Raw genomic sequence first — 25,127 nt, 5'->3', positions numbered from 1 at the left:
CTCTCTGCGAATTACTGTAATTATATTCTCTGTCAGTATATTTAAAAGTAAGTGTACAGGTTAAAAGCCAATTAATTAAAAGGATAAAAAATGCGTCATTTATTTGCTCTGGTGTTTTTATTTTCCTTGTCAAATGCATGGGCTGAAATGACGTTGACCGTGTTGGACCAAGATAACCTTCCTGTATCTGATGCTGTGGTTATTGTATCTAATAATGCGGTAAGTACGCCAAGAGCTGTGGCTGTAATGGATCAGATTGACGAGTCTTTTGTGCCGCGGGTATTAGTCGTGCAGAAAGGTCAATACGTTAGCTTTCCTAATAGTGATGATATTCGACATCACGTTTACAGCTTTTCTCAGCCCAAAACGTTCGAGATTAAACTTTATAAAGGCACAGAAGTTGCCCCGATCTTGTTTGATAAGGCCGGACTTGTTGTTCTTGGCTGTAACATACATGACGATATGATTGGTTATATTGTCGTTGTTGATAACTCCTTTGCGCTGAAAACAGACCAAAACGGTAAAGTGCGGATACCAGCCAAAAGTGGCGATATCGTATCTTTGTGGAGTGAACGATTTATTGAGGGTGTGAGTGCTGTAAAGAAAGTCGCTATCACAAGTAATGTAGAGCAAAGTATCTCGTTGGAGCTTTTGCCTCCTATTGGGATGATGGATCACAGTAATATGAATAAGGGATTCGGTAAAAAGAAATGGTCAAAGTGATCCAGATTAAATGCGTGGCAGGAATTTAATGAATAAAAACATGATCAAAATATTAGCTGTCAGCAGCTTTGTGTTATCAGCTTCGTTTGTTATGGCAGCCGATGGCAAAATTCTGGCGACAGCGGGGCTTTCACAAGTAGAAGGCAGTGGCGGTGGTGGGCTGGTTCCATGGGCGACTTTGGCAGGTTACGACAGTCGCGACGAAACGGCTGCATCGTTTTTTATGACAGATGTAAATGTCAGTGATTATCGCTTGTCCTCCATTGGTGCCTCGACCAGCTTCTATGACAGAGTCGAGCTAAGTTACGCTCAGCAGACGTTTGATTTGCCTGTTGATCTGGTAAAAGCGTTAAGCGTTGGTGACATAAAACAAGACATCTTTGGCGTTAAAGTGCGTTTGTATGGCGACGTCTTGTATTCCGCCTATCCTCAAGTAAGCGTTGGTTTACAGCATAAGCAATTAGACAGTGATGTTGTTGCTTCGTATCTTGGGGCAAAAAACGACAGCGGTACGGATTTTTATGTGGCGGCGACCAAAGTGCATTTAGGTGCAGTTGGCGGTTACAACCTAGTGTGGAATCTTACCGCTCGCGCGACCAAAGCCAATGAAATGGGCTTGTTAGGCTACGGCGGGCCAGACAACAAGGATTACCAAGTGATGATGGAAGGCAGTGTTGGTTTGCTGCTATCGCCTAACTGGGTAGTGGGTATGGAGTATCGTCAGAAGCCAAGCAATCTGTCTAGTGTAGAAGAAGATGATTGGAAAGATGTTTTTGTCAGTTATATGCCGAACAAGAATGTTAATTTCACTGCGGCTTATGTCGACTTAGGTACAGTTGCCACCAAGAAAGATCAAACAGGTATTTATTTATCCATGACGGGGTACTTATGGTAAACCTAGTAAAAGCATCGCTCATTGCATTTAGCGTATTTTTGGTTGCCTGCGCTGCGCCAAGTAAAGCACCTCAAAGCTTATATGATGAAATTGGTGGCAAGCCAACTGTCGAAGCTATTACCGATAACTTTATTGACGAAATTAGCTTTAATAAAGACATCTATCGTTATTTTGAAAAAACCAATATCACTCGCTTCCGTGAAAAGTTCATCGAGCATCTTTGTGTGAATACCGGTGGCCCATGTACTTACACTGGCGACACTATGCTGAAAGTACATCAAGGTCAAAAAATCAATGAAACCGACTTTAACACCACTGTCGATTTATTGGTTAACGCTATGAAAAAAGCAGGTCTAACCTATCCACAGCAGAATCAGGTGCTAAAAGTGCTCGCGCCGATGCGTGGGGAGATGCTTTACAAATAAATAGCCTCATGAGAGTCGATTTTAAAACCACCTATTCGAAAGCGACCTCATGGTTGCTTTTTTTATTTGATCTCGGTCAGTTAATAGCAAAGCATTCATAGTCTTGTTACGAGCATCGGAGTAGGGTGAAAGGTAACCTTTGTGAATTCACTATAAGGTAACGTCAAATAAGAGAAATACGATGCTGGCTATTTTTACTGATTTAGCAGATTGGCTCACCTTCATATTATTTGGCTTGTCACCGAATTCGAAACTTGGTGATGCGGTACATTTCTTCATCGAAGATACCACCAAGATTTTTTTCCTCTTGGTTATCATGATCTATTTTATTGCGCTGTTACGTGCGTCGCTCAATATTGAACGAGTGCGAGATTATCTCGCTAGCAAAAATCGTTTTATTGGCTATTTAACAGGATCTATCTTCGGCGCCATCACGCCATTTTGCTCTTGTTCAAGCATTCCTGTTTTTCTCGGTTTTACCTCGGCGGGCATTCCTGTCGGCATTACCATGTCGTTTCTATTGACCTCACCGTTGATTAACGAAGTCGCTGTCTTGTTACTGCTCAGTTTGGTTGGCTGGCAAATCACCTTTATGTACGTTTTGGTTGGTATGGCGGTTGGTATCTTGGGTGGCGTATTTCTTGACCTCATTCGAGCTGAAAAAATGTTGCAGCCTTTTGCTTTAAAAGCCTATCAATCGGCAACCCCTGTCGCTGACTTAGATGGTGATTCTGTCGCAAAACCAACGCTGTCTTTTCGTGAGCGACATGACTTTGCTAAGAATGAGCTGTGGAATATTTTCTCGCGAGTGTGGAAATGGGTTTTTATTGGTGTTGGTCTTGGTGCAGCCTTGCATGGTTATGTGCCAGTGTCTTGGCTAGAAGGCAATCTTGGCGATGGCCAATGGTGGTCTGTGCCTTTGGCGGTGTTGCTTGGTATTCCGCTTTATTCAAATGCCACAGGCGTGATTCCCATCATGGAAAGCTTGATTACCAAAGGTCTGCCAATCGGTACCACTATGGCGTTTTGCATGAGCGCTGTCGCGGCCAGCTTTCCAGAATTTATCCTGCTTAAACAAGTGATGACATGGAAATTGCTCACTATCATTTTTGCGATGCTACTTTTGTCCTTCACTTTAGTGGGTTGGATTTTGAATCTTGTTAACTGAAACGCTAATTAAAAAAGGAACAATCAAATGAAACAAGTCAAAGTACTGGGCAGTGGTTGCAGTAAATGTGTGAAAACGGCTGAGCTTATTAAAGCTATCGCCGCGGAAAACGAAGTGCCAGTGAATGTAGAGAAAGAAACCAGCGCCGAAGTCATTATGAGTTATGGCGTAATGAGCACACCAGCGGTAGTGATTGACGAAGTTGTCGTACATTACGGCTCGATTCCTGATAAGAAAAAAATACAAAGCTGGTTCTAATCAGCGAATTGATTCATATACCGAATATAGCGTGACGATTATGGATTCTCATAAAAGTCTTGTAGTAGGCTTCTTGGCTAGTCAAGGAAGATGTGTTGCGTGGTGAATCCGATTTCTCCTGAATTTCTTGGCGCTAAACTTTAAATCAACCAAGAATATGGAGCATTTTATGATCCCGAAGACCGCAAAAATGCGTGTCGCAAGACCAACTGACAACCTAGCTAAAATCACCGACATGTATGTTAATGGCCTGGGTTTCAAGCTGCTCGGTAGCTTCGAAGGTCATAATGGCTTCGATGGCTCTATCGTCGGTCATGAACAGCATAACTACCACTTAGAATTCACCCACCACAAAGGCACGACTGTCGGTAAAGCGCCTACGCAAGACAATTTACTCATCTTTTATTTTACCGATGCGCAAGTATGGGAAGAATGTTGTGAACAGATGCAAACAGCAGGCTTTGTGCATGTGCCATCCTACAATGATTATTGGGACGACGTCGGCAAAACCTTTGAAGACCTAGACGGTTATCGAGTGGTATTGCAAAACCGCGAGTGGACGGCTTAATCACGATAGAGTCGGTGTTTTTTTATCTTGCGGTAGATCAGTCTTTTATTAACCGATGCTATCTTCTATTTATATTTCACTTTAAATTAGGTTTATCTAATGTTAAGTCTAATTAAGGTGAACCATGAAAAGCTATAAAGAAATCAATAAAGACCAAAATGCCTTTGCCCGTGAATACCGTAAATCCTCTCCCGAGATACTAGATGGATTTATGGCTATGCACAAAGCCGCCATGGAAGAGGGCGCATTGGCAGTCAAGGTAAAAGAAATGATGGCACTAAGCATCGGCATTGCTTCACGTTGTGACGGTTGTATTGCTTCTCATGCCAAAGCGGCACTTCGCGCGGGCGCTACTCGAGAAGAGCTGATTGAAACCATTAACGTTGCACTCATGATGGGCGGTGGTCCGGCCGTTATTTACGGTACACAAGCATTGGCAGCAGTGGATGAGTTCTTAGCTGACTGATCAAAAGAGACAACCTTCCTCGTGACGGAGGAAGGTTGTGAGTGCTTAGTTCGGTAGCCAAGTAACCAAGGACGGGTAAAGGGCAACGATGGCAAGCGTCAGTAATTGCAGCAGTACGAAGGGAATCGCGCCCTTATATATCTCTGCCATGCTGATGCCACTTGCTGCGCTTCTTATATAGAACAACGCCATGCCAACGGGCGGTGTCAAAAAAGAAGTCTGTAAACACAAGGCCATAAGAATCGCGACCCAAACAGGATCGAAGCCAAAATTCACTAAAATTGGCATCACCAGAGGTGCGACGATTAAGACGATTTCCATCCAGTCTAGGAAAAAGCCTAATAAAAAGATGATTAAAATAACACAGAACAACACGCCTTCTGGGCTGAGTGGTAAAGCATGCAGGGCACTTTCAATAACCTCATCGCCGCCGTAACCACGTAAGACTACCGAGAAACAGGACGCACCAAAAATAAGTGCATATAAGAAGGCGACAGATCGACCTGTTTGATAACAGACGATACGTAAATCCTGCCATTTTAGTCGACCAGAACTCCAAGCTAAAAAGGTGGCACCAGCCGCGCCAATCCCAGAAGCTTCCGTAGGTGAAGCGATGCCCGCAATGATGGAACCCAATACGGCTAAAACCAAGACTAATGGTGCGAACAGCGCTTTAGAAATGTCTCGAATAATGTCGAATTTGCTGACGCCGCTTTCTTCAGCGAAGGCGACTTTTGGCATAGTGGAAGGTTTGATTAGGGCATAAATAAAGATAAAAAGTACGAAGCTGGTGGCTAGTAATAATCCAGGTATGATTGCGCCCATAAAAAGGTCGCCTACAGGAATACGTAATTGATCGCCCATCACAACCAGCATGATAGAGGGTGGAACAAGAATGCCAAGACAGCCAGTTGCTCCAACTGTGCCTGCGCTGATCCATTTCGCGTAACCTGCTTTAAACATAGTTGGTAGGGCAATAGTGGAAAGCAGAACGACTGATGCGCCAATTATGCCAGTAGATGCTGCAAGCACAACACCGATCAGAACTACAGCGATAGCCAATCCACCTGGTGTTTTACCTAAAACGCGACGCATTGCTTCAATTAAACGTTCGGCAATACCAGAGCGATCAAGCATGTATCCCATAAAAATAAACATCGACATAGGGATTAGTGAGTAGCTGGAAATGGTTGAAAACGTCCTATTGGCGACAAAACCTATGGTGCGCAGCTCTGCTACATCATAGATATCAAATGACACAAGGATACTGCCCAACGTGGCAAATAATACGCCGACGCCACCTAAGACAAAGGCAACAGGAAAGCCTGAAAACAGAATAAGCATAAAGGCTGAAAACAGTAGAAAAACAAATAACTCATTCATGGTGAGAGCCCTTTTTCGCAGGTACAGATGGGGCGGATACGGCGTTGGGTTGGATCAAAAAAGCAACGTTGCGGAGAAGAATTGCAGCGCCTTGCAGTACTAAAAGACTCAAGCCGAGAGCCATTACACCTTTGATAATATAGCGAGCAGGCAATCCAGAAGGCATTGGAGAGCCTTCTCGTAATGACCAAGAATAAGAGGTGATATCCCATGCATGCCATGAAACGAGAATGGTATAAGGGAAAAACAAAAATAAAATACCAAGAATCTCGACCCATGCGCGACGTTTAGGGCTAAATCTATTATGAAAAATATCGACACGAATGTGTTCATCCACTTGGTAGGTATAGGCTAAGCAGGACATGACAACGATGGCGTTTAGATGCCATTGAACTTCTTCTAGTTCTACCAAGCCGATATTGAAAGCATAGCGTAATATTACGTTTACCAAGATGGTGATTATTAAAACGGGCAGAATAAGTGAGCCAGCTTTGCCGACAGCAACGGAAAACGCTCCGATTTTGTCAGCAATGGAGTTTATGGTGTACATCAAAATAGCTCCGATTGTGTAAGACTGTGTAGTAGACGTGAAAGAATAAAACCGAGAAAAACGTCATGTATTTCTCGGTTTTATCAAATCTTAATTGCCTTTATATTCTGTCCACATAGATACTTTTTGGCGGTAGCTCTTGAGTGAATCTAAAGTACGTTTGAAGTCTGCATCTTTATTTGCTTCTTCATTCAACACTTCGTCAGTGCCTTTTTTGAAGGCGGCGAGAACGGCGGGAGGAAATGATTTAATTTGAGTGCCAGCGGCTTTGAATTTCTGAATAGCGTCGGCATTGGCGATAGTGGTGGAAGAGACTGTCCATAGTTGAGTTTCACGACAAGTATCTTCTATCAGGCCTTGTTGTGCTGCGCTCATAGAATCCCATTTGCGTTTATTGATGATTAGCTCATTGATCGCAGCGGGTTGGTGCCAGCCAGGTAGGTAGTAATATTTAGCCACTTTTTCGAACCCCATAGCGGCGTCAATTGCAGGCATAGAGAATTCGGTTCCATCTATGACGCCACGCTCTAGGTTAGGATAAATATCGCCGCCACCAAGAAGGACAACCGATGCCCCGGCTTTGTTCATGACCTCACCAGCAAGTCCTGCGAAGCGGATTTTTTTACCTTTCAAGTCATCAGTACTATTGATTTCAAAGTTGTACCAGCCGCCTGCTTCCGCATCCATTAGGCCGCATGGAACGGTAACAACACCTTGTTTGGCATAGATATCACGCCAAATTTCTAAGCCACCACCATTATAAATCCAATCTAAATATTCTAGTGCTGATGGACCAAATGGAACACCACCAAAAAGCTGTAGTGCAGGGAATCGTCCAGCTACGTACAAAGGTGATGTGTAACCTGCATCTAGCGTTCCTTGCTGAACAGCATCAAAGATTTCTAACGGTGGAACCAATTTTCCAGCCGAGTAAAGCTTTACTTTGATATCTTCCGAGGTGGTTTTGAGCCTGTCAGCTAGATGCTGAGCGCTTTGGCCGCTGGCAGGTAGTGTAAGTGGCCAAGCGCTTTGAATGTCTAGACGAACCGAAGAAGCGGTTGCTCCCATGGATCCAATGATGGCTATTGATGAGAAAAACGCAGTAACTAATGGCTTATAAGGCATTGGGGTATCCTCGTAGGTGCTCACTATCTAGAGATAGTTTGAGCTGCATTTAGCGGTTTGATCCGCGATAATTTTTATTTGAACTTTAATTTGAGTCTCATGAGAGAGTCATAATGCATTTTTATAGAAACACATTTTTAATTGAATGTTCAAGTAAATTTTCATGCACTCAAGTATTATGCCAACCCGATTTTTTTTAAATTTACGTTTTTTTTCGAGTTTTAATTAGTGTAATTTGACGACTTTAAAACATTAAAAAAACAATAAAATCTTTTTATTTCAATTGGTTGTGATAGTTTTTTTACGTTCTTTAATTAATCTAGGGGCGTAAATGGGGGAATTTATTGAGAGAAATTTTTTTGAAAAGATTGCAATTTAAAAGACAAAAAAACGCACTGAGTTTGAGCAAAAATCTCGTTTAAACTAACTTTGGTGCGTTAAAATGTGGGAGGAGTGGTTTGTCTGAAGTGTTTCCATTTTTCGTTTTAGTGCTCTGGTAAATTATGGAACAGTTCTTCAAGTAATTTGTTAAGTCTTTGTATTTTGGCTTCCGTCATGCCTTTGAAGCTTTGCTTGAATAAATCTTTGGTGGTAAAGCGGATATCTGCAACGGCCGCTATGCCTTTTTCAGTAATCATGACCTCTGTTACGCGGCCGTCATCACTTCTTACCCTTGTATCTACAAGGCCATCTTGCTTCATGCGTTGGATGATTTTTGTGACGGTAGGAAGTTTAGCTATGGCGTGTACGGCGATTTGTGAAACGCTACAGGTGCCTTCCTCTTTTAAAGTGAACAGGATTCGCCATCTTGGAATATCAAGATTGACTTTTTTTAGTGCTTTTTCAACAGCTACACTATAGCGACCATGAACCTGATTTAGCCAGTAAAAGGGAAATTCTTCTTTGTGGAAGTCTTCACTTGCAGGGTTATATCGCTGACTTCGTGGAGCTCTAGGTTTGCTGGTCATTAAAAATCCTTGCTTCTTATAAGTGATAGAATGTACAAAACATGACGTTTTTAGTCAATTGAAACATCAAGTATTTATATCAATAATGATTCTCAATTGCAACAACAAGCAAGAGGATTTAATAAAATAGCCAACTCTTGGTTGGCTATAAAGTTGGCTGTCTTTTTTTGGGGAGGGGTTACTACCAGCAGGGGCCTTTTTCAGCTTCCATTTTGCGAACCATAGCGTTGTAGAATTTGTCTGCAAAGCCGCTATCTTTGATCAGCATTTGGGTTAAATCTGCGCACTTTTCGCGAATGCCTTGTTCTAGTAATACATCCTCACCACCAAGAGCTCCGGAGGTGACTTGAATTTCTGCAGCGCGCTGCACTGTCCATAAAAGGAAAAAAGTACGTTCTATGTCGAATTCGCCAACAGCGATGCCGTGATTTCGTAACACAAGAATGTGCTTTTGTCCTAGGCTCTCTAGCATGCGGCTTTTTTCGTCATCAAATAAAGTGATGCCTTCAAAAGCATGATAGCCGACACGCCCATAAAGTTGTGCGCCGTAAAAGCTGTCATGGCTGAAGCCCTGTTTTTTCATTGCGACCGCAGACACTTCGTTGGTGTGGGTGTGAATGACGCAATGAATGTCTTCTCGTGCAGCGTGAATTGCCCCGTGAAGTGCAAATCCGGCGGGGTTGCCATCATATGGCGAGTCATCCAGTTTGTGGCCATTAACATCCACTTTTATCAGGTTTTCTGGAGTGATTTCTGTGTAATTTAAACCAAAAGGATTAACTAGGTATTCGCCTTCGATGTGGGGAAGGCGGGCGGAAATGTGATTGAAAATAGTCTCTGTCCAGCCAAAAAAGTCTATAAGGTGGTAGCAGTGGGCTAATTTAACGCGAAGTGCCCATTCTTCTTCGCTAATGTGGGTAGGTCGTTTTGTTGAATCGCTCATGTTTTGTCCCTCATTGTACTTATTAAGTTGTGCAATTTTGTTGTTAATCTTGTTTCTGAGAGTAGGGTTGTGACGCAATAAAATGGGTTAAATCCAAAAGCTGTTGTGTGGCGGTCATCGGAATGCCTACCTTGTTTGCCAGCTCTAAGACGGCGTAGCCAATAGCGTCAAGCTCTAGGGGCTGGCCTGCTTCGTAGTCTTGCAGCATGGAGGTTTTAACTGCGCCCATACCTGCACCTAGTTCCATAAAGGTGTGAGGATCGAAACGAATTCTTGCGCCATAAGCCGCGGCAACCAGTAAAACTTCGTCAAGTATTTTGCGAACCAGAGGCTTGAGTCGTTTGTCGCCATAGAGTTGTTCAAGTGTTCCTTTGGTCACCACAGAAAGTGGGTTGGAAGTGATGTTTGCAGCCACTTTGGTCCATATCTGGTCGCGAATATTGTCTGTGGCGCGCGCCTCGATTCCAGCATCTTCAATTACCTTGCGAACTTCTTCTAGTCGTTCACTCATTTGATGATCGACTTCACCAAATACGATGAGATGAGGGTTGGTTGAAGTGACGACGCCTGGTGAGTTTCTAAACGCGGTAATAAATACCACGCAGCCAATCAGATGATTTTGCGGAAGTAATTTACTGACGCTGCCTTTTGGGTCGATAGCTTGAATGTAATCGTCAGAAAAACGTCCCTCGATGCCTTTGAAATACCACCAAGGAATGCCGTTTACCACTGGAATGACAATGGTTTTTTCATGCAGCATAGGGGTTATAAGTTCTAACATGGTAGGTAAAGCTGGTGCTTTGCAGCAGACGAAAATAAGATCTTGCTGGCCTAATTCTTCTGCTGAGTTGGAGGCTACGATGTCTACTCTATGTTCGCCTTCAATATCTGTGAGATGAATGCCTTTCTTTTTAATAGTCTCAAGAGTTGCGCCTCTAGCAAGCACTTTTACATTTTGGCCTGATTTGGCTAGGCGAGCAGCGAGTGTGCATCCGATAGCGCCAGCGCCTGCAATACAAATATTCATAGTTATTTTCCCATTAAAAAATGAGAAAGTCTCAAAATGAGAGCTCTCTCCAACTGCTGGTAAATTCAGTTCTTTTGGATATTCTTAGCTGGAAAGCAGCTCTTGGTGCTTGCTTGCTAATCCTAGATAGGCCTCTATCACCTTGGGGTCATTGGCTAGTTCTGCTGCTGGACCTTGCATGGCAATTTGTCCTCCTTCTAGTACATAGGCGTAATCAGCCACTTTTAGCGCAGCGCGAGCGTTTTGTTCGACCAGAAGGATTGAGACGCCTTGGCTACGAAGGTCGGCAAAAATGCGAAAAATTTCCCGTGTAATTAAGGGTGCTAACCCTAAGCTAGGTTCATCTAGCATTAAGAGTTTTGGTTTGCTCATCATGGCGCGACCAATTGCCAGCATTTGTCTCTCGCCACCGGATAAAGTGCCGGCCTGCTGTTGGCGGCGTTCCCATAGGCGAGGGAATATCTTATAAATTTCGTTCAAGGTTTGGTCGTAACTTTTATCGCCACGGCGGTAGCGTTGGAATGCGCCGAGCAATAAATTGTCCTGAACTGTCATGGTGGCGAAAAGTTCGCGCTTTTCAGGAACCAGACCAAGACCATGTCCAACCAGTGTTTCAACATTTGGGCTGATAAAATCTTGGCCATTAAAATGAATTGTGCCTTTGGAAGGTAATATTCCCATAATAGCTGATAATAGTGTGGTTTTGCCTGCGCCATTTGGGCCGATGACGGTGACCAGTTTTCCCTCTTGGAGTGTTAGGTCAATACCAGTTAAGGCTTCTACTTTGCCATAAGCAACACGAAGTCCGCTGACGTCGAGTAAATTTTTTTCTGTAGCGTGAGTCATTATTCGGCACCTCCCAAGTAGGCTTCTAAAACAGCCGGGTTGGTTTGAATTTCTTCTGGTAAGCCTTCAGCGATCTTTTCACCAAATTCCATTACCACAATTCGATCGGCAAGATTCATCACAAAATCCATGTCATGTTCAACCAGTAGAATAGCTAGACCTTCTTGTCGTAGTTTCTTGAGTAGTTCAGCAAGGGCTTGTTTTTCCTTGTGGCGAAGCCCTGCTGCCGGTTCGTCTAGTAGAAGCACGCATGGATCGGCACAAAGTGCGCGAGCAATCTCAAGAATGCGCTGCTGTCCAAGAGATAGGCTACCAGCTTCTGTGTAGAGGTGTTCACCTAAACCAACTCGTTCAAGTTGGTATTGTGCTTCTTTTAGTAAGCGCTGCTCTTCTTCGCGTTCAAGATGTAGTGCGGAGCTGATAATTCCCTTGTTGCCTCGCATGTGTGCACCTAGTGCGACGTTTTCTAATACCGTCATGGAGGTTAGCAATTTTACATGCTGAAAGGTACGGCTCATGCCCATTTGAGCGACTTGGCGAGAGCTTTTGCCTTTTAAGCTTTGATTTAAAAAGAGTACTTCGCCATCACTTGGTGTATCGACCGCAGAGAGCTGGTTAAACATCGTGCTTTTGCCTGCGCCATTGGGGCCGATTAGCGCAAGAACTTCGCCAGCATGCAGCTTTAGATTCATTTGGTTATTGGCAATCAGACCGCCAAAGCGACGAGTTACGTTGCAAGCCTCCAATACCAATTTGCCTTTTTTGGGTAAATCACGGCGTGGTAATTCGGTGGCTGAAGAGGAAATTTTTATGTGATCCTGGTTGCGCCACGATGCTGGTGCAAACTTCACTAGTAGAGGCCAAATACCGCCCGGTGAGCGTTGCATCATGAAAACAATTAACAACCCCAAAACAATGGCTTCGTATTGTCCATTGCCGCCCATGACAAGTGGTAACCAATCCTGCAGCCACTGCTTGAGCATGGTCAAAATGCCAGCGCCAAGTAATGCCCCCCAGACACTGCCAACACCGCCAACTAATGCCATAAAAAGGTAATCAATACCCATACTAAGGCCAAAAGGGGTCGGATTGACAAAGCGTTGAGTGTGTGCGTAAAGCCAGCCGGAAATACCAGCAAAAAGAGCGGAGATCAAGAAGATAACCATCTTTGAGCGAAAGGTATTTACCCCCATGGATTCTGCCATTAACTGGCCGCCTTTTAAGGCGCGAATAGCGCGACCTTCGCGGGAATTTAGTAGGTTGCTGGTAATCCAGACGGCTAGCATTAGAATCGCCCAAATTAAGTAATAAATCTTTTCCCCTTTGTCGAGAAGAACGCCAAATAGACTTAAAGAGGGTAAGCCGCTAATCCCAGTATGTCCGCCCATAGAGCTCATGGTGCCAAACAAGTAATACAGCGAGATACCCCAAGCAATGGTGCCTAGTGGTAAATAGTGGCCTGATAGTTTGAGGGTAAGTGCGCCAAGGAATAAGGCGACCGCAGCGGTTAGTATCAAACCGATCAGTAAACCAATCCAAGGAGATCCTGCCGACCAAGCTAGCCAACTCGGTAGTTGTTCTGTGGTGGTTAGATAGGCGGTGGAGTAGGCACCAAGCCCAACAAAAGCTGCTTGACCAAAGCTGGTCATTCCGCCCACACCAGTTAATAAAACCAAGCCAAGTACAACTAAAGCATATAGGCCAATATAGTTAAGTAGAGTGACCTGAAAAGTGGGGAGCACTTGAGGTGCAATGGCAAGTACGACTAAGCCAAAAATAATTAAATTACGCGATTTCATTTATTCGTCATCCTCTACATGATGGCTGTTCATCGAGCGCCAGATTAGGAATGGAATAATCAGGGTGAAAACGATGATTTCTTTGTAGTTACTGGCCCAAAACATGGAAAAAGCTTCAATCATACCCACAGCAATGGCACCAATGGCTGCGATTGGGTAGCTGACAAGGCCGCCAATAATGGCGCCAACGAAACCTTTTAGGCTGATGATGAAACCTGAGTCATAATAAAGTGTGGTGATTGGGGCGATTAAAATGCCCGATGCACTGCCGATAAAAGCGGCTAGAGCGAAAGTGGCTTTGCCGGCAAATACGGGTGATATGCCTTGCAAGCGAGCTCCCATTCGGTTTACAGCTGTGGCGCGAAGTGCTTTGCCGTAGAGGGTGCGTTCAAAGGCGATGAACAAAGTTACAATGAGGAAGATGGAGACTAAAATGACCCAAAGTGTTTGGCTTTTCAGCATTACGGCACCTAAGCGGAAACCTGTATCTGAGAAGGGTTGAGTGCGAGCGCCTTCAGGTCCAAATAATAACAGACCGATTCCTACCATGGCGACATGGAGCGCAATGGAGACAATCAATAAAACCAGTGCTGGTGCATCTGCAAGAGGTTGGAAAAACAGACGATACATAATTGGGCCAAGTGGCACGATTAAACAAAGTGTTAATAAAACTTGGCAGGCCATTGGGATTTCTGATAAAGGCAGATTGTTTAACAAGCCTATCATTGCTAAGGCATAGCCGAGTTTGAGGGCTATTTTTTTCATCTTATTTCGATCGATGTGGTATTTGATTTGTTGGTACAAATCTAAGACGCAATCGATCAAAACAAGACCGAGTAGCAGCCATTCTAGTTTTGGGGCTTTACCCATCTGCATAGCGGCCATTGTAAGTGCGCCAAAGGTTACGAATTCGCCTAATGGAATAAGTAATATTCGTGTGACTGTAAAAACCAGCAAAATAGACAGGGCCAATAAAGCATAAATGGCTCCATTGGTTAGGCCATCCTGTCCAAGCAGTGTGGCGATCTGAAAGTTCATTTAGTGTGATTCCTTTTGTTCTCATCGATTTTGCGGCTACGTGGCTGCAAAATTTATAATTATATTCTCGCTGGGAGAGTTGTGTGTGTCCCCCAGCTGGAGAGTATTATTTTAGTAGCGCCCATTTACCGTCTTTGACGGTGATTAGAACTCGGCCGCGCTCGTCAAAGCCACTGTGATCTTCAGCTGTCATGTTATAAACGCCCTGAGTAGCAGGCATTTCTTTGGTGTTTTCTAGCGCATCACGCAGTGCGCTACGGAATTCAGCTGTACCAGGTTTGCCAGACTTAAGTGCGCTTGGGATAGCGTTCTCAAGAAGTAGGCCTGCATCGAGCACGTTGCCGCCAAAGGTGGCAGGTGTTTCGCCGTAGAGTTTTTTGTAGTCTGTGATGTATTTTGTGGCTATTTCTTTGGAAGGGCTGTTCGGTACTTCATCTAGAACCAGCATGGAGCTTGCGGCTAGGATAGTGCCCTCAACTGCTTTGCCGCCAAGGCGGAGGAAAGGGTCTAAAGCTGCGCCATGTGTTTGGTAGATTTTGCCGCTGTAACCTTGGTCTTTAAGGGTGGTTTGCGGCATAACTGATGAACTGCCCGGTGCGGCAATCAGCACAGCATCTGGGTTAGCCATCAGAATTTTTAAGCTCTGACCTGTCATGGATGTATCCTGACGTTGAAATTGTTCACTTGCGACAATTTGAATGCCTGCTTTTTGGGTTAGGTCTTTCATTACCTTGGCCCAGTTTTCACCATAGGGGTCTGCTGTCCCGATAAGTCCAATGGTTTTAATGCCTGTTGCTTTCATTTGTTCGATTAATGCTTCGGCAATTAAGTCGTCATTCTGCGTAGTTTTAAAAACCCATTTCTTTTGCTCTGTCATTGGTAATACAACGGCGGCGGTTCCAACAGGAGCCAACATTGGGGTGCCTGATTCCGCTGCAAATTGGATGACGCTCATTGCATTGCCCGAGCCACTTGGACCGATGATTGCGTCTACATGTTCTTCGTCAATTAACTTTTTGAATGCCTTAACTGTAGCAGTTGGATCGCTTCCGTCATCTAAAGAGATGTAGGTGATTTTTTCACCGCCAGCAGAGGTGGGAAGGAGTGGTATGGTATTTTTTTGGGGAATGCCAACGAGTGCAATTGGGCCAGTGCTGGAGCTGACTACGCCAATTTTAATGTCGGCGTTTGCTAGTGGTGCGAGTAGCGAAGAGCTTAGAAATACAGCAGATATTACTTTTTTAGGTGTCATAAGATTTTCCTGTATGTAGTTAACACTATTTGATATTTACAGCGCTTTTGCCCCTTAAAGACAGGCATTGTGTCTTTTTAGCGGGTAACTATTTTTCTATTTATTTTTATTAAATTCATACCTTAATCCGAAGTTAGCCTGCCATTGTTTTTTGTAAAAAACAACATAAAAAATAAATAAAAAATATCCGAAAAATAGCTTTTTACTGCTGTTTTATTCTTTTGGGTGTGAGTTGATTGCCTTTTGGTTTTGCTCTTTGCTTGCGATTAAAAATCGTTTTATTTGCTTATTTGTTGTTTTAAATCAGTTGTTTAGTTCGTTTTTCGATCGTTATGTTGACATAATTTTTTTTCAGTGGGCAGTTTTAAGTCTTATATTTCATTGATAATTAACTTGAAAAATTAGTTGACAAGTAAAGTAATTAGTACGACCTTATTAGTATTCGTTATACATTAATTTAATGTTTTTGAGTGATGCAAAACGGGACGGTGGATGACGCGCTTTATGGTTGTTGTTCGATGGAGAAAGAGAAGTTCTTAATCTTTTTATTAATGCAGTAAAAATAATAAGAATCTTCAACTGAACGGTTCACTCGTTCTATAGAGTCAGTAACTAAATCTGCATTAGAGGAGATAATTATGAGTCTGAATAACGTAGGCGTGCCTCACCAAGAAAAAGCCTCGGGATCTGTATTTGATGCTTTGGGAACTGAGGCATTTGAGCAATTGATGGGTGACATTAGAAATCGTGCTCGTAATAACGAGTTCGATAGTCAGCAGTTTATTAGTCAGGACATTATTGAGCGTTTACGCAGTTTAGGTATTTACCGCGCCTTAGTACCAAAGCGTCTAGGTGGTGATGAAATTACCGCGGCTCAATTTTGTGAAGTCATTGAAGAAATCTCTAAAGCGGATGGTTCTGCGGGCTGGGTAGCAAGCTTTGGCATGGGCGTTGTGTACTTATCTGCTTTGCCAATCGATACGCTAAAACAAGTTTATGCTAAATCACCAGATGTTGTGTTCGCTGGGGGGATTTTCCCTCCTCAACCTGCTGAAAAAGTAGATGGCGGTTTCTGCGTGAAAGGTCGCTGGAGTTTTTCAAGTGGCTGTATGGGCGCGGATGTAGTTGGTGTTGGTATTGCGCCAAAAGAAGGCGATAAGCTGGGTCTTCCTCGTATGGCGGTAATGCCAGCAAGCAAGGCGGAGGTTAAGAAAAACTGGGATGTGGTTGGTCTTGCTGGAACTGGCAGCCATGACTTAGTTGTCAACAATGTGGATGTGGCAGAGGATTGGACTTTTGTTCGCGGTGGCGCTTCGAATCTAGATGAAATCATGTTCCGCTATCCTTCTTTGTCTTTTGCAACTCAAGTTCTTTCTGTTGTTGGTTTAGGCGTAGCGCGAGCAGCGCTCGATGAACTTAAAGCTATGGCGGCAGGCCGTGCTTCTGTTACTGGTGCTCCAAATATAGGCGAACGTCCTTTAACTCAAGCGGAAGTGGCGAAAGCGGATGCGGATCTACGTGCAGCGCGTTGCTTCTTCTACGAATCCATCAATGATGCTTGGCAGACTCTAGAGAAGAATGAAGAGTTGTCTGTAGAGCAAATTAATTTATTACGTCTTTCATCGACGCACGCTTCTCGCGTATCTGCTGAAGTGGCGCGCAAGGTTCAAATGGTATCTGGAATGACGGGCGTTTATAAAGCCAGCCCATTATCGCGTTTTGTTAACGACGCTCAGGTTGTTACTCAGCACGCTTTTATGGGGGACATTACTTGGCAAAATGCTGGTGCCATCTTCTTTGGACAAAAACCATTACCGGGTTATTTATAAGAAATTAGTCTGATTTTATCAGATTTTAGACGAACTTTTTGATTATTGGAGAAATGAATATGAGCGATAAAAAACCATTACGCGTACTTTTTTGCATGGGTATTAACCAAAACTTTATGGACGCTGCACGTGAAGAGCAATTAGACGTTTGGGCAGCATTTGGTGCTATGTGGAATGGTATTCATGACATGGATGGCGTTGAAGTGATCGGCAACATGGATGATGACCAAAGTATGGTTGGTCCTTCTGCTGGCTACCCGTGGACAACCTATCTGTTGGCTGATGTTAAAGATTACGACACTGTGGTTGCTTGCTGCAACTTGCTACGTACCACTGCCGTTGGCGATACGCCATACAAGCTTTGGCGTTACGTGAAGATTGAATCTCGTATTGGTCGTGAACTGATTGTTCAACGTGCCTAAGACTTAACGATATAGATATAGAGGACGGGTATAGGTATGAAGAGCACGAAAGAGCTAGAAGCGATATTGGCACGAATTGACGCTTTAGAAAGTGACCGAGCGATTCGTGCTTGTATCAACCGTTATATGGATCTATGTGATCACTTAAATCCTGCTACGCCATTGGATCAATTAGGTGATCTGTTTACTGAAGACGCTAAGTGGGAAGGCAAGGGGGCTCGCTACGCAAATAGCTTTGGTGGTTATGAAGGCCGTGATGCCATTGTTGCGATGCTGTCCAAATACACCGTTGAGCCTGCGCATTTTTCGTTGAATGTGCATTACCTATCTTCAGAAGTGATTCGTGTGGATGGTGATAAGGCTTTTGGTAGCTGGAACATGATTCAAGTATCGAGCTTTAGCGCTGGCGGCTCACATTTGAACAGTGCGCGTTTAAGTGTGTCGTTTCAACGTGATAACGGCGTGTGGCGAATGGCGCATTTTCAAACAGAGAATTTGTTCAGTCGTCCGGTATCGGATTGGAATGATGATGCCACCTTGCCTGTACCTAAATAAGCTGACACGAAAACAAATAGGGTCGATGTCTAAAAGATTAAAGAGAGAAAGAAGATGAGTGAATTAATTGCATTGAAAAATATCAGTCAAAAAGCGGCAGATATGGTCGAAGAGGGTCACGTTCATAAAGCGTTATATTCTGACCCAGAAATCTTTGAAGAAGAATTAGATAAAGTCTTCCAAAACACCTGGGTCTTTATCGGTCACGAAAGCGAAGTGCCAGAAGCAGGCAGTTTTAAAACAGCCTTTGTGGGTCGCCATCCTGTGATTCTAAGTCGTGACCGTAAAATGAATCTGCATGTGTTGTTGAACCGTTGTCGTCACCGTGGTGCAACGGTATGTGAAGGTCGTAAAGGTAAAACTAAAGCCTTTACTTGTCCCTATCACGGTTGGGGCTATGGTTTAGATGGTGGCTTACGTGCAATCCCGAAACCAGAAGAATACGAGGGTGTTCTTGATAAAAGCGATTTACCACTAGAAAGTTTGCGTCATGAGTCTTACCAAGGTTTGGTTTTTGCGACTTTTAAAAATGACATTGAGCCACTAGTCGATTTCTTGGGTGGCGCAAAAAAATGGATCGATCTGTTTGTTAAGCAAGGCGGCGGTTACCCATTAAAAGTATTGGGCGAGCATCGTTTTAACTTTCCTGGAAACTGGAAAATTCAGCTCGAAAACACCACGGATGCTTACCACTTTCCAATCATCCATAAATCATTCATCAGTTCATTAGATGATGCTACAGCGGACATTTTTGATTTCCTAGATGGTGATGGCTTTGTTGAAGATTTAGGTAATGGCCACAGTGTCATGGTGATGATTCCTGACTTAGTGGATTTAGAAGCGGATTTGGATCAACCGATACCAGGGCGCTTTGAAGAACTGGCTCAGGCATTACGTGACGAAGGTCAGGATGAGGAGCAGGTTAAGCGTCTTGTACGTGCTGCTCATGGTACAGGTTTTAACTTGAATCTATTCCCCAACGTATCTTGTTCAATGGCGTTCTTCCGCGTCTTGCGTCCAGTCACTGCCGAGGTAACAGAGATTCAACACGTTGCTATTGGTGGTGAAGGTGCGCCAGCACCATTTAACCGCAAACGTATGCGCCTACACGAACACTTCCAAGGGCCTATGGGCTTCGGAACACCTGATGATGGTGAAGCGTGGGAGCGTGTTCAAAAAGGATCTATGGCGGGTAAAGATGGCTGGATTCTAGTTAATCGCGGTATGGAGAATTTACATACATCACCAGATGGTAATGTGGCTGGTGCCGTGTGTTCTGAAACCGGCATGCGTGGAGCGTACCAAAAATATAAGCAAATGATGGCCGCCGAAGGGGAGAAATAAGATGACAATGAATACAGACCTGCTTAACAAAGCAACGGCGTTTATTTGGCACGAAGCAGACTTGTTGGATCACAAAGAGTATCAAGACTGGTTGTCTCTTTGGGATAAAAGCGGTTTATACATTGTGCCCACTGACAACAATGAAACAGATTATGAAAACACTTTGAACCTAGCGTTAGATGATGCCGATATGCGTCGTATGCGAGTAGCTCGCTTGGAAAGTGGTGAGTCTGTGTCGGCTGGCTCGGTCAACGGCACGGTTCGTATGGTATCCCGTGTACGTATCTTAGAAGAAACTACCGATTACGTTGTTGTACGCTGTGCTATGACATTGAACGAATTGCGTCACGGCAAATTAGTGACGTATCCAGCAGACTTAGAGTATCGCTTAAAGCCAACGGCTGACGGTTTTGTGATTGATCGTAAAGTGGTCAAGCTGATGCATGCTGATGGTTTCTTACGCACGGTAAGTTTCATCTTTTAACGGTCTTTGATGACCAAAAAAGAGGACGAAATAATGTCTCAATCTACACAATCAAACGTGGCACTGGTAACTGGTGCCGCGCAAGGACTTGGATTTCATATCGCATCACGTTTGTATGCGGCAGGTTTTCGTGTGGTCTTGACCGATGCTAATGTTGAAGCGGCTAAATCCGCTGCGCTTTCCCTTGATCCTGAAGGGAAAAGCGCCATTGCTTGTGAGTTAAATATCGCCAAAAAATCCGATTTCGAAAATGCACTGAAGTTTGCTCTGGCTGAGTTTGGTGCCTTGCATGTATTGGTCAATAACGCCGCTGTCACAAAAGCCACGCCGGTTATGGATATTTCCCCTGAAGAGTTTAATGAGGTGGTGAATATCAATCTTGGTGGTGTGTTTGTTGGCTGTCAGGTGATGGGTAAATACATGGCTGAACAAGGCTATGGCCGAATCATCAATATGTCGTCTTTGGCTGGGCAAAATGGCGGCACTTCAACAGGGGCTCATTATGCCGCTTCTAAAGGCGGCATTTTGACGGTAACTAAAGTCTTTGCCAAAGAACTTGCTAGCAAAGGTGTGACCGTTAATGCCATAGCGCCTGGCCCGATAGATTCGCCAATGGTTACCGCTTTGGTGCCAGAGGAGCGCTTACCAACCTTGTTGGGGGCTATTCCAGTTGGTCAACTAGGTGATGCAGACTTTATTGGTGACATGGTTGTGCAATTTGCTCGTCCAGAAGCCTACTTCACCACCGGAACAACGTGGGATGTCAATGGCGGTTTGTTTATGCGATAAGCAGCCTTGTCTGCTTATCGGGTTTTATTTGAGTTATGTCTGTGAACCAAGGTCCCGACTTAGGCCTGGGTCGGGAGGAGAGTTGGATGTCTGAAACATTATTGAAAGTCGTTGTTCGTAAACGAGAAAACCACACTGACGGTGTGATGGCTTTAGAGCTTGCGAGCCTCAATGGTGAGGCATTGCCAGTGTTTGAAGCTGGTGCGCATGTTGATGTGCACTTAAGTGATGACTTGATTCGTCAGTATTCGTTGTGTAGCGACCCTGCAGACACCAGTGCTTATCGTTTAGGTATTTTAAAAGATCCGAACTCACGTGGTGGATCGATTGCTGCTCACATTAATTTACAAGAAGGCACCGAGCTAACTATTGGTGTCCCACGTAACCATTTTCCATTAGAGAAAAGTGCTAAGCGCTCCATATTGATTGGCGGTGGCATCGGGATTACGCCGATGATTGCAATGGCGTATTCCTTGGAAGCAGAAGGTAAAGCGTTTGAATTGCATTACTGCAGTCGCTCTCGTGAAACAAGTGGTTTCCTTGATGAGTTAGCGACTAGTTCATTTGCAAGCCATGTTGATTTGCATTTTGATTCTGAAGATCAGCGCTTGGATCTGGAAACAGTTTTGAAAGACGCCGATGCTGATACCCATCTTTATGTTTGTGGCCCAAATGGTTTTATGGATTGGGTAATCAGTACTGCGAAAAATCTCGGTATGGCTGATAGCAACGTGCACAAAGAGTTTTTTAACGTTGAAGTGAAAACGGGCGGTGCAAGTTTTGAAGTTGTTGCTGAGCAAAGTGGCGTTACGGTACAAGTGGGCGAAAACGAAAGCATTGCTGATGCTTTAAAAGCTGCGGGTGTAAAAGTGAAAGTTTCTTGTGAGCAGGGAACATGTGGTACTTGTCTTTGTGACGTTATTGAAGGCACACCAGATCACCGTGATGTTTATCTGACGGAAGAAGAGAAAGAAGATAATGACCAAATTACTTTGTGTTGTTCTCGTTCACTTTCTCCACGACTTGTCTTAGATATTTAAAACTCCCTAATAAAGGGTAGGAGAATACCATGATAGATACAAAATTATTCCGCGATGGCATGTCTATGCTTGGTGGCGCCGTGTCAGTAATCACTACCGATGGTGAAGCTGGACGCTTTGGTTTTACTGCAACGGCGGTAACCAGTGTGACCGATGAGCCACCAACTTTGTTGGTGTGTATGAACCGTAATTCATTCGCTAACCCCCACTTTAAAAAGAATGCAGTGCTGTGTGTGAACGTATTGCAAAGCCATCACCAAGGTGTTTCTTGGGATTTTGCTAACCGTGAATTAAACAGTGATGAGCGTTTTGCTAAACACCAATGGACAACACTAAAAACTGGCGCACCTGCATTGGATGAAGCCTTAGTTAGCTTTGACTGCGAAATCCATGAAAGCCATGAAATTGGTTCTCACACTGTATTTTATTGTCGTGTGAAAGACGTAAAAGTTGGCATAGATGGCCAAGGCTTAGTGTATTTCAACCGAGCGTATCATTGCTTGAATGAGCAATCTGTCGCTCAAACTAAGTAATCTAGATAGGGCAATCAATATCGCATAGGTTATAAAGCTTAGCTTTTTTTAAGGAGAGAGTGTGCGTAGGTTTTATAAAGGCGCAGATATTTCTAGAGTGCAAAGTGTAGCCGAAATGGCTGCGCTTGCTCGCTACCGATTGCCTGATTTTGCTTGGGAGTACTTGGCTGGTGGGGCTGAAAATGAACAGACCTTGAGCTGTAACGAGAGTGACTTCGCTAAAATTCGACTGACTTCTCATACTTTAGTCGCCAATTATCCTCCAGAATTAACTCGTTCTTTGGTTGGTTCAGCAAGTGCATTGCCCATGATGATCGGTCCAACTGGGTTTAATGGCATGCTTTGGCCGCAGGCCGATGTCGCTTTAGCAAAAGCCGCTAACGTGAAAAAGATTCCTTTTTGTCTGAGTACTGTATCGAACGCGTCCATGGAGCAGGTACGCGAAGCGGCTCAGGAGCTTGATTTCTGGTTCCAGCTTTATGGTCTAAAAAATGCCCAGCTTAATGATGATTTGTTGGCGCGAGCCAAAGCGGTTGGCGTAAGTACTTTAGTCATTACCTCTGATGCTTTTGTAGTGGGAAATCGCGAATGGGATCGACGTAATTTTGCCAGGCCTCGTCAATTAACTTGGCACAATAAAGCCAACGTCATGCTGCATCCAAACTGGGTTTGTCGAGTCATGTTTCCTTATGGATTGCCGACCATGGGTAATTTAAACCCTTATTTACCAACCTATGAACAAAGCGCATTGGGCGCGATGAAATTTATCCAAGAGCAGCTTGACACTTTATTTAACTGGGAAAGTGTCGCGAGGATTAGAGATCAATGGCATGGCAAATTGATTCTAAAGGGTGTACTGCACCCTGATGATGCGAAACAAGCTGTGAAGCTAGGATTTGATGGCATTGTGGTTAGTAATCATGGTGGCCGACAGCTTGATGGCGCCTTGTCTTCCATCGATGCTTTGCCAGCTATTGTGAAAGCCGTAGGTGGCGACATAGACATATTGTTAGATAGTGGCATTCGTCGCGGCAGCGATGTAGTGAAAGCCGCAGCTCTAGGTGTACAAGGTGTGATGCTTGGGCGTGCGACTTTGTTTGGTGTTGCTGCTGGTGGTCAGATCGGTGTTTCAAGAGTATTGGATATTTTGCAAGAAGAGTTGTCTCGCAGTCTCAATTTAATGGGCGTTCAGCGTTTAGATGAACTGAGTCCTGCACACCTTTATTTATCCTAAAATGCAACATGAGTAGGCAGTTTATTTATGAGTAACAACATTGAATTAAATGAAATGGGCTTGTGCCAAATGCTACGCGCTATAGAAGAGGGCGTGTGCACCACCGAGGCGCTGATTAATGCTTGTTTTGAGCGCATAGAGGCCCGTGAACCTGAGGTAGGGGCTTGGCAAGTAAAGCGATCTCGTGATGAATATCTCGCTTATTATCAAGCGAATAAAGCCTTCTTTGATGCCAGTTTGTTAAAAGGTCTGCCCTTGGGTGTAAAAGACATTATTGATACTGAGGAAATGCCCACGGAAATGGGGTCGCCAATTCATACAGGACGACAGCCGGTTGAAGATGCAACTTGTGTGGCGTTAATTCGTGCTGCTGGTGGCATAGTATTAGGTAAAACAGTAACGACCGAGTTTGCTTATTTCAAACCGGGTAAGACTAAGAATCCTGCAGACTTAACTCGTACACCAGGTGGCTCGTCAAGTGGCTCAGCTGCAGCGATTGCTGATGGCATGGTGCCAATGGCGCTGGGCTCACAAACGGCCGCTTCAGTGATTCGTCCTGCGGCGTATTGTGGTGCTATTGGGTATGTAGGAAGTCGTGGTGAGTTTTCATTACGTGGCGGTCAGCCATTGGCACAATCCCTTGATTCCTTAGGATTGTTTGCGCGTAATGTTGAAGATATTCAGCTATTGCGAGCGGTCTTGTTGCGTCAGACTGCATCTACTAAAACCAGTGAACTCGTTGCGCCTAAATGCGTGTTGGTTTGTCGTGGTGAATTGGTCGGTGATACGTCACCAGCGATGGAAAGTGCTACACAAAAGGCCGTAGATAAGCTTAAGGCGCAAGACGTCAAAGTGATTGTGCTAGAAGCTGGCGATCGCATAAAAGACATGGTTGATCACCATATCAATATCATGGCGTGGGAAGTTTGTCGTAACTTAGCGATAGAGTCTTTCCAAAAAAACCAACTAAGTGATCCTTTGGCTGCGTTAATGGATCAGGGCTTGAACATTGATCGCTCAACTTATGTGGCTTCTTTGGATGCTACGCAAGCGTGTCGAGATTGGTTATGGAGCTATGCACCTGAGGCTGATGTCATCTTAGCGCCAGCCGCACCAGATATTGCTCCGCTTGGTCATGCTGCAACAGGTGCACCTCATATGAGTCGTCCTTGGCAAGCTATGGGGCTTCCTGTCATTAACGTGCCGGGCATGAAAGATACGAGTGGTGTTCCTTTAGGCTTACAGCTTATTGGTAAGGTCCGTGAAGACGATGATTTATTGCGTCATGCTGGTTGGTTCAAAGAATTGTTAAATTAAGTTGCCTTGTTCTGATAATAAGTGTGGTTTATCTAAATTTATGCTATTTAATAACGAAGGCGCTGAATTTATTTCTAATTTTTTTAATGGAATACTTGTTTGGCGTCTTTTTTCAGATCAACGTGTCGATAAAATTTTATCTTGTT

The 25,127-nt window shown here is 44.2% G+C and carries 27 protein-coding genes; 17 read left to right on the top strand and 10 right to left on the bottom strand.

Annotated elements, in window-relative coordinates:
• The first annotated feature begins 90 nt into the window (after nucleotides 1-90).
• From B6N13_RS17865 to B6N13_RS17835, 7 genes are all read left to right on the top strand, one after another.
• Nucleotides 91-723, top strand: a complete 633-nt coding sequence (locus B6N13_RS17865) for a methylamine utilization protein (protein ID WP_169460170.1) — start codon at nucleotides 91-93, stop codon at nucleotides 721-723.
• Between the two features lie 28 nt (nucleotides 724-751).
• The gene (locus B6N13_RS17860) at nucleotides 752-1,618 is read left to right on the top strand and encodes a DUF3034 family protein (protein WP_211172926.1); all 867 of its coding nucleotides are present in this window, start codon (nucleotides 752-754) and stop codon (nucleotides 1,616-1,618) included.
• Nucleotides 1,612-2,043, top strand: a complete 432-nt coding sequence (locus B6N13_RS17855) for a group 1 truncated hemoglobin (RefSeq protein ID WP_169460168.1) — start codon at nucleotides 1,612-1,614, stop codon at nucleotides 2,041-2,043. Before B6N13_RS17860 ends, B6N13_RS17855 begins: the two co-directional genes overlap by 7 nt.
• Before the next feature lie 181 nt (nucleotides 2,044-2,224).
• Entirely contained in the window at nucleotides 2,225-3,211 is a 987-nt protein-coding gene (locus tag B6N13_RS17850; RefSeq protein WP_169460167.1) for a permease, read from the top strand.
• Between the two features lie 27 nt (nucleotides 3,212-3,238).
• The gene (locus B6N13_RS17845) at nucleotides 3,239-3,469 is read left to right on the top strand and encodes a thioredoxin family protein (protein WP_169460166.1); all 231 of its coding nucleotides are present in this window, start codon (nucleotides 3,239-3,241) and stop codon (nucleotides 3,467-3,469) included.
• A gap of 169 nt (nucleotides 3,470-3,638) precedes the next feature.
• Nucleotides 3,639-4,037, top strand: a complete 399-nt coding sequence (locus tag B6N13_RS17840; protein WP_169460165.1) for a VOC family protein — start codon at nucleotides 3,639-3,641, stop codon at nucleotides 4,035-4,037.
• Nucleotides 4,038-4,161: 124 nt separating this feature from the next.
• A complete protein-coding gene (locus tag B6N13_RS17835) occupies nucleotides 4,162-4,503 on the top strand; it encodes a carboxymuconolactone decarboxylase family protein (protein ID WP_012069515.1) in 342 nt (113 codons plus the stop codon).
• Nucleotides 4,504-4,548: 45 nt separating this feature from the next.
• On the opposite strand, the gene B6N13_RS17830 is transcribed toward B6N13_RS17835, so the two are convergent.
• The 10 genes from B6N13_RS17830 to B6N13_RS17785 form a co-directional block, all read right to left on the bottom strand.
• The gene (locus tag B6N13_RS17830) at nucleotides 4,549-5,886 is read right to left on the bottom strand and encodes a TRAP transporter large permease subunit (RefSeq protein ID WP_012069516.1); all 1,338 of its coding nucleotides are present in this window, start codon (nucleotides 5,884-5,886) and stop codon (nucleotides 4,549-4,551) included.
• Nucleotides 5,879-6,436, bottom strand: a complete 558-nt coding sequence (locus B6N13_RS17825; protein WP_012069517.1) for a TRAP transporter small permease subunit — start codon at nucleotides 6,434-6,436, stop codon at nucleotides 5,879-5,881. The genes B6N13_RS17830 and B6N13_RS17825 overlap by 8 nt, the downstream gene beginning before the upstream one ends.
• A gap of 90 nt (nucleotides 6,437-6,526) precedes the next feature.
• Nucleotides 6,527-7,561, bottom strand: coding sequence for a TRAP transporter substrate-binding protein (locus B6N13_RS17820; RefSeq protein ID WP_169460164.1), 1,035 nt, complete (start codon nucleotides 7,559-7,561; stop codon nucleotides 6,527-6,529).
• Between the two features lie 485 nt (nucleotides 7,562-8,046).
• Nucleotides 8,047-8,529, bottom strand: a complete 483-nt coding sequence (locus B6N13_RS17815) for a MarR family winged helix-turn-helix transcriptional regulator (RefSeq protein WP_012069519.1) — start codon at nucleotides 8,527-8,529, stop codon at nucleotides 8,047-8,049.
• 181 nt (nucleotides 8,530-8,710) lie between these two features.
• Nucleotides 8,711-9,472 carry a class II aldolase/adducin family protein gene (locus tag B6N13_RS17810; RefSeq protein ID WP_169460163.1) on the bottom strand — a complete coding sequence of 254 codons (762 nt, stop codon included), beginning with the start codon at nucleotides 9,470-9,472 and terminating at the stop codon, nucleotides 8,711-8,713.
• A 43-nt stretch (nucleotides 9,473-9,515) separates the two neighbouring features.
• Nucleotides 9,516-10,499 (bottom strand): 2-dehydropantoate 2-reductase, encoded by a 984-nt coding sequence (locus B6N13_RS17805; protein WP_169460162.1) that lies wholly within the window; start codon nucleotides 10,497-10,499, stop codon nucleotides 9,516-9,518.
• A gap of 84 nt (nucleotides 10,500-10,583) precedes the next feature.
• A complete protein-coding gene (locus tag B6N13_RS17800) occupies nucleotides 10,584-11,345 on the bottom strand; it encodes an ABC transporter ATP-binding protein (RefSeq protein WP_012069522.1) in 762 nt (253 codons plus the stop codon).
• Nucleotides 11,345-13,144, bottom strand: a complete 1,800-nt coding sequence (locus B6N13_RS17795; protein ID WP_169460161.1) for a branched-chain amino acid ABC transporter ATP-binding protein/permease — start codon at nucleotides 13,142-13,144, stop codon at nucleotides 11,345-11,347. The genes B6N13_RS17800 and B6N13_RS17795 overlap by 1 nt, the downstream gene beginning before the upstream one ends.
• Nucleotides 13,145-14,182 (bottom strand): branched-chain amino acid ABC transporter permease, encoded by a 1,038-nt coding sequence (locus tag B6N13_RS17790; RefSeq protein ID WP_169460160.1) that lies wholly within the window; start codon nucleotides 14,180-14,182, stop codon nucleotides 13,145-13,147.
• Between the two features lie 106 nt (nucleotides 14,183-14,288).
• Entirely contained in the window at nucleotides 14,289-15,434 is a 1,146-nt protein-coding gene (locus tag B6N13_RS17785; RefSeq protein ID WP_169460159.1) for an ABC transporter substrate-binding protein, read from the bottom strand.
• A 638-nt stretch (nucleotides 15,435-16,072) separates the two neighbouring features.
• Between B6N13_RS17785 and B6N13_RS17780 the strand changes: the two genes are divergently transcribed.
• The 10 genes from B6N13_RS17780 to B6N13_RS17735 all read left to right on the top strand — a co-directional run bounded on the left by B6N13_RS17780 (nucleotide 16,073) and on the right by B6N13_RS17735 (nucleotide 24,981).
• Nucleotides 16,073-17,263, top strand: coding sequence for an acyl-CoA dehydrogenase family protein (locus B6N13_RS17780; RefSeq protein ID WP_012069526.1), 1,191 nt, complete (start codon nucleotides 16,073-16,075; stop codon nucleotides 17,261-17,263).
• 59 nt (nucleotides 17,264-17,322) lie between these two features.
• Nucleotides 17,323-17,685 (top strand): hypothetical protein, encoded by a 363-nt coding sequence (locus B6N13_RS17775; RefSeq protein WP_012069527.1) that lies wholly within the window; start codon nucleotides 17,323-17,325, stop codon nucleotides 17,683-17,685.
• 36 nt (nucleotides 17,686-17,721) lie between these two features.
• Nucleotides 17,722-18,240: a nuclear transport factor 2 family protein gene (locus B6N13_RS17770; RefSeq protein WP_169460158.1), complete on the top strand. Its 519-nt coding sequence runs from the start codon at nucleotides 17,722-17,724 to the stop codon at nucleotides 18,238-18,240.
• A 54-nt stretch (nucleotides 18,241-18,294) separates the two neighbouring features.
• Nucleotides 18,295-19,584, top strand: coding sequence for an aromatic ring-hydroxylating dioxygenase subunit alpha (locus B6N13_RS17765; RefSeq protein WP_169460157.1), 1,290 nt, complete (start codon nucleotides 18,295-18,297; stop codon nucleotides 19,582-19,584).
• Nucleotide 19,585: 1 nt separating this feature from the next.
• Nucleotides 19,586-20,068, top strand: a complete 483-nt coding sequence (locus B6N13_RS17760) for an aromatic-ring-hydroxylating dioxygenase subunit beta (protein WP_012069530.1) — start codon at nucleotides 19,586-19,588, stop codon at nucleotides 20,066-20,068.
• A 33-nt stretch (nucleotides 20,069-20,101) separates the two neighbouring features.
• On the top strand, nucleotides 20,102-20,857 hold the full coding sequence (locus tag B6N13_RS17755) for an SDR family oxidoreductase (RefSeq protein WP_012069531.1): 756 nt from the start codon (nucleotides 20,102-20,104) through the stop codon (nucleotides 20,855-20,857).
• An 86-nt stretch (nucleotides 20,858-20,943) separates the two neighbouring features.
• Nucleotides 20,944-21,897: a PDR/VanB family oxidoreductase gene (locus B6N13_RS17750; protein WP_048813975.1), complete on the top strand. Its 954-nt coding sequence runs from the start codon at nucleotides 20,944-20,946 to the stop codon at nucleotides 21,895-21,897.
• A 29-nt stretch (nucleotides 21,898-21,926) separates the two neighbouring features.
• Nucleotides 21,927-22,430 carry a flavin reductase gene (locus tag B6N13_RS17745; protein ID WP_169460156.1) on the top strand — a complete coding sequence of 168 codons (504 nt, stop codon included), beginning with the start codon at nucleotides 21,927-21,929 and terminating at the stop codon, nucleotides 22,428-22,430.
• Between the two features lie 61 nt (nucleotides 22,431-22,491).
• Entirely contained in the window at nucleotides 22,492-23,664 is a 1,173-nt protein-coding gene (locus B6N13_RS17740; RefSeq protein ID WP_012069534.1) for an alpha-hydroxy acid oxidase, read from the top strand.
• A 27-nt stretch (nucleotides 23,665-23,691) separates the two neighbouring features.
• On the top strand, nucleotides 23,692-24,981 hold the full coding sequence (locus B6N13_RS17735; protein ID WP_169460155.1) for an amidase: 1,290 nt from the start codon (nucleotides 23,692-23,694) through the stop codon (nucleotides 24,979-24,981).
• Nucleotides 24,982-25,127: the final 146 nt, after the last annotated feature.

The organism is Marinomonas sp. UCMA 3892, from assembly GCF_012726345.1.
Lineage (GTDB): Bacteria > Pseudomonadota > Gammaproteobacteria > Pseudomonadales > Marinomonadaceae > Marinomonas.
The sequence above is the reverse complement of the archived record's forward strand: the minus strand, read 5'-3'. Positions and strand labels throughout refer to the sequence as shown.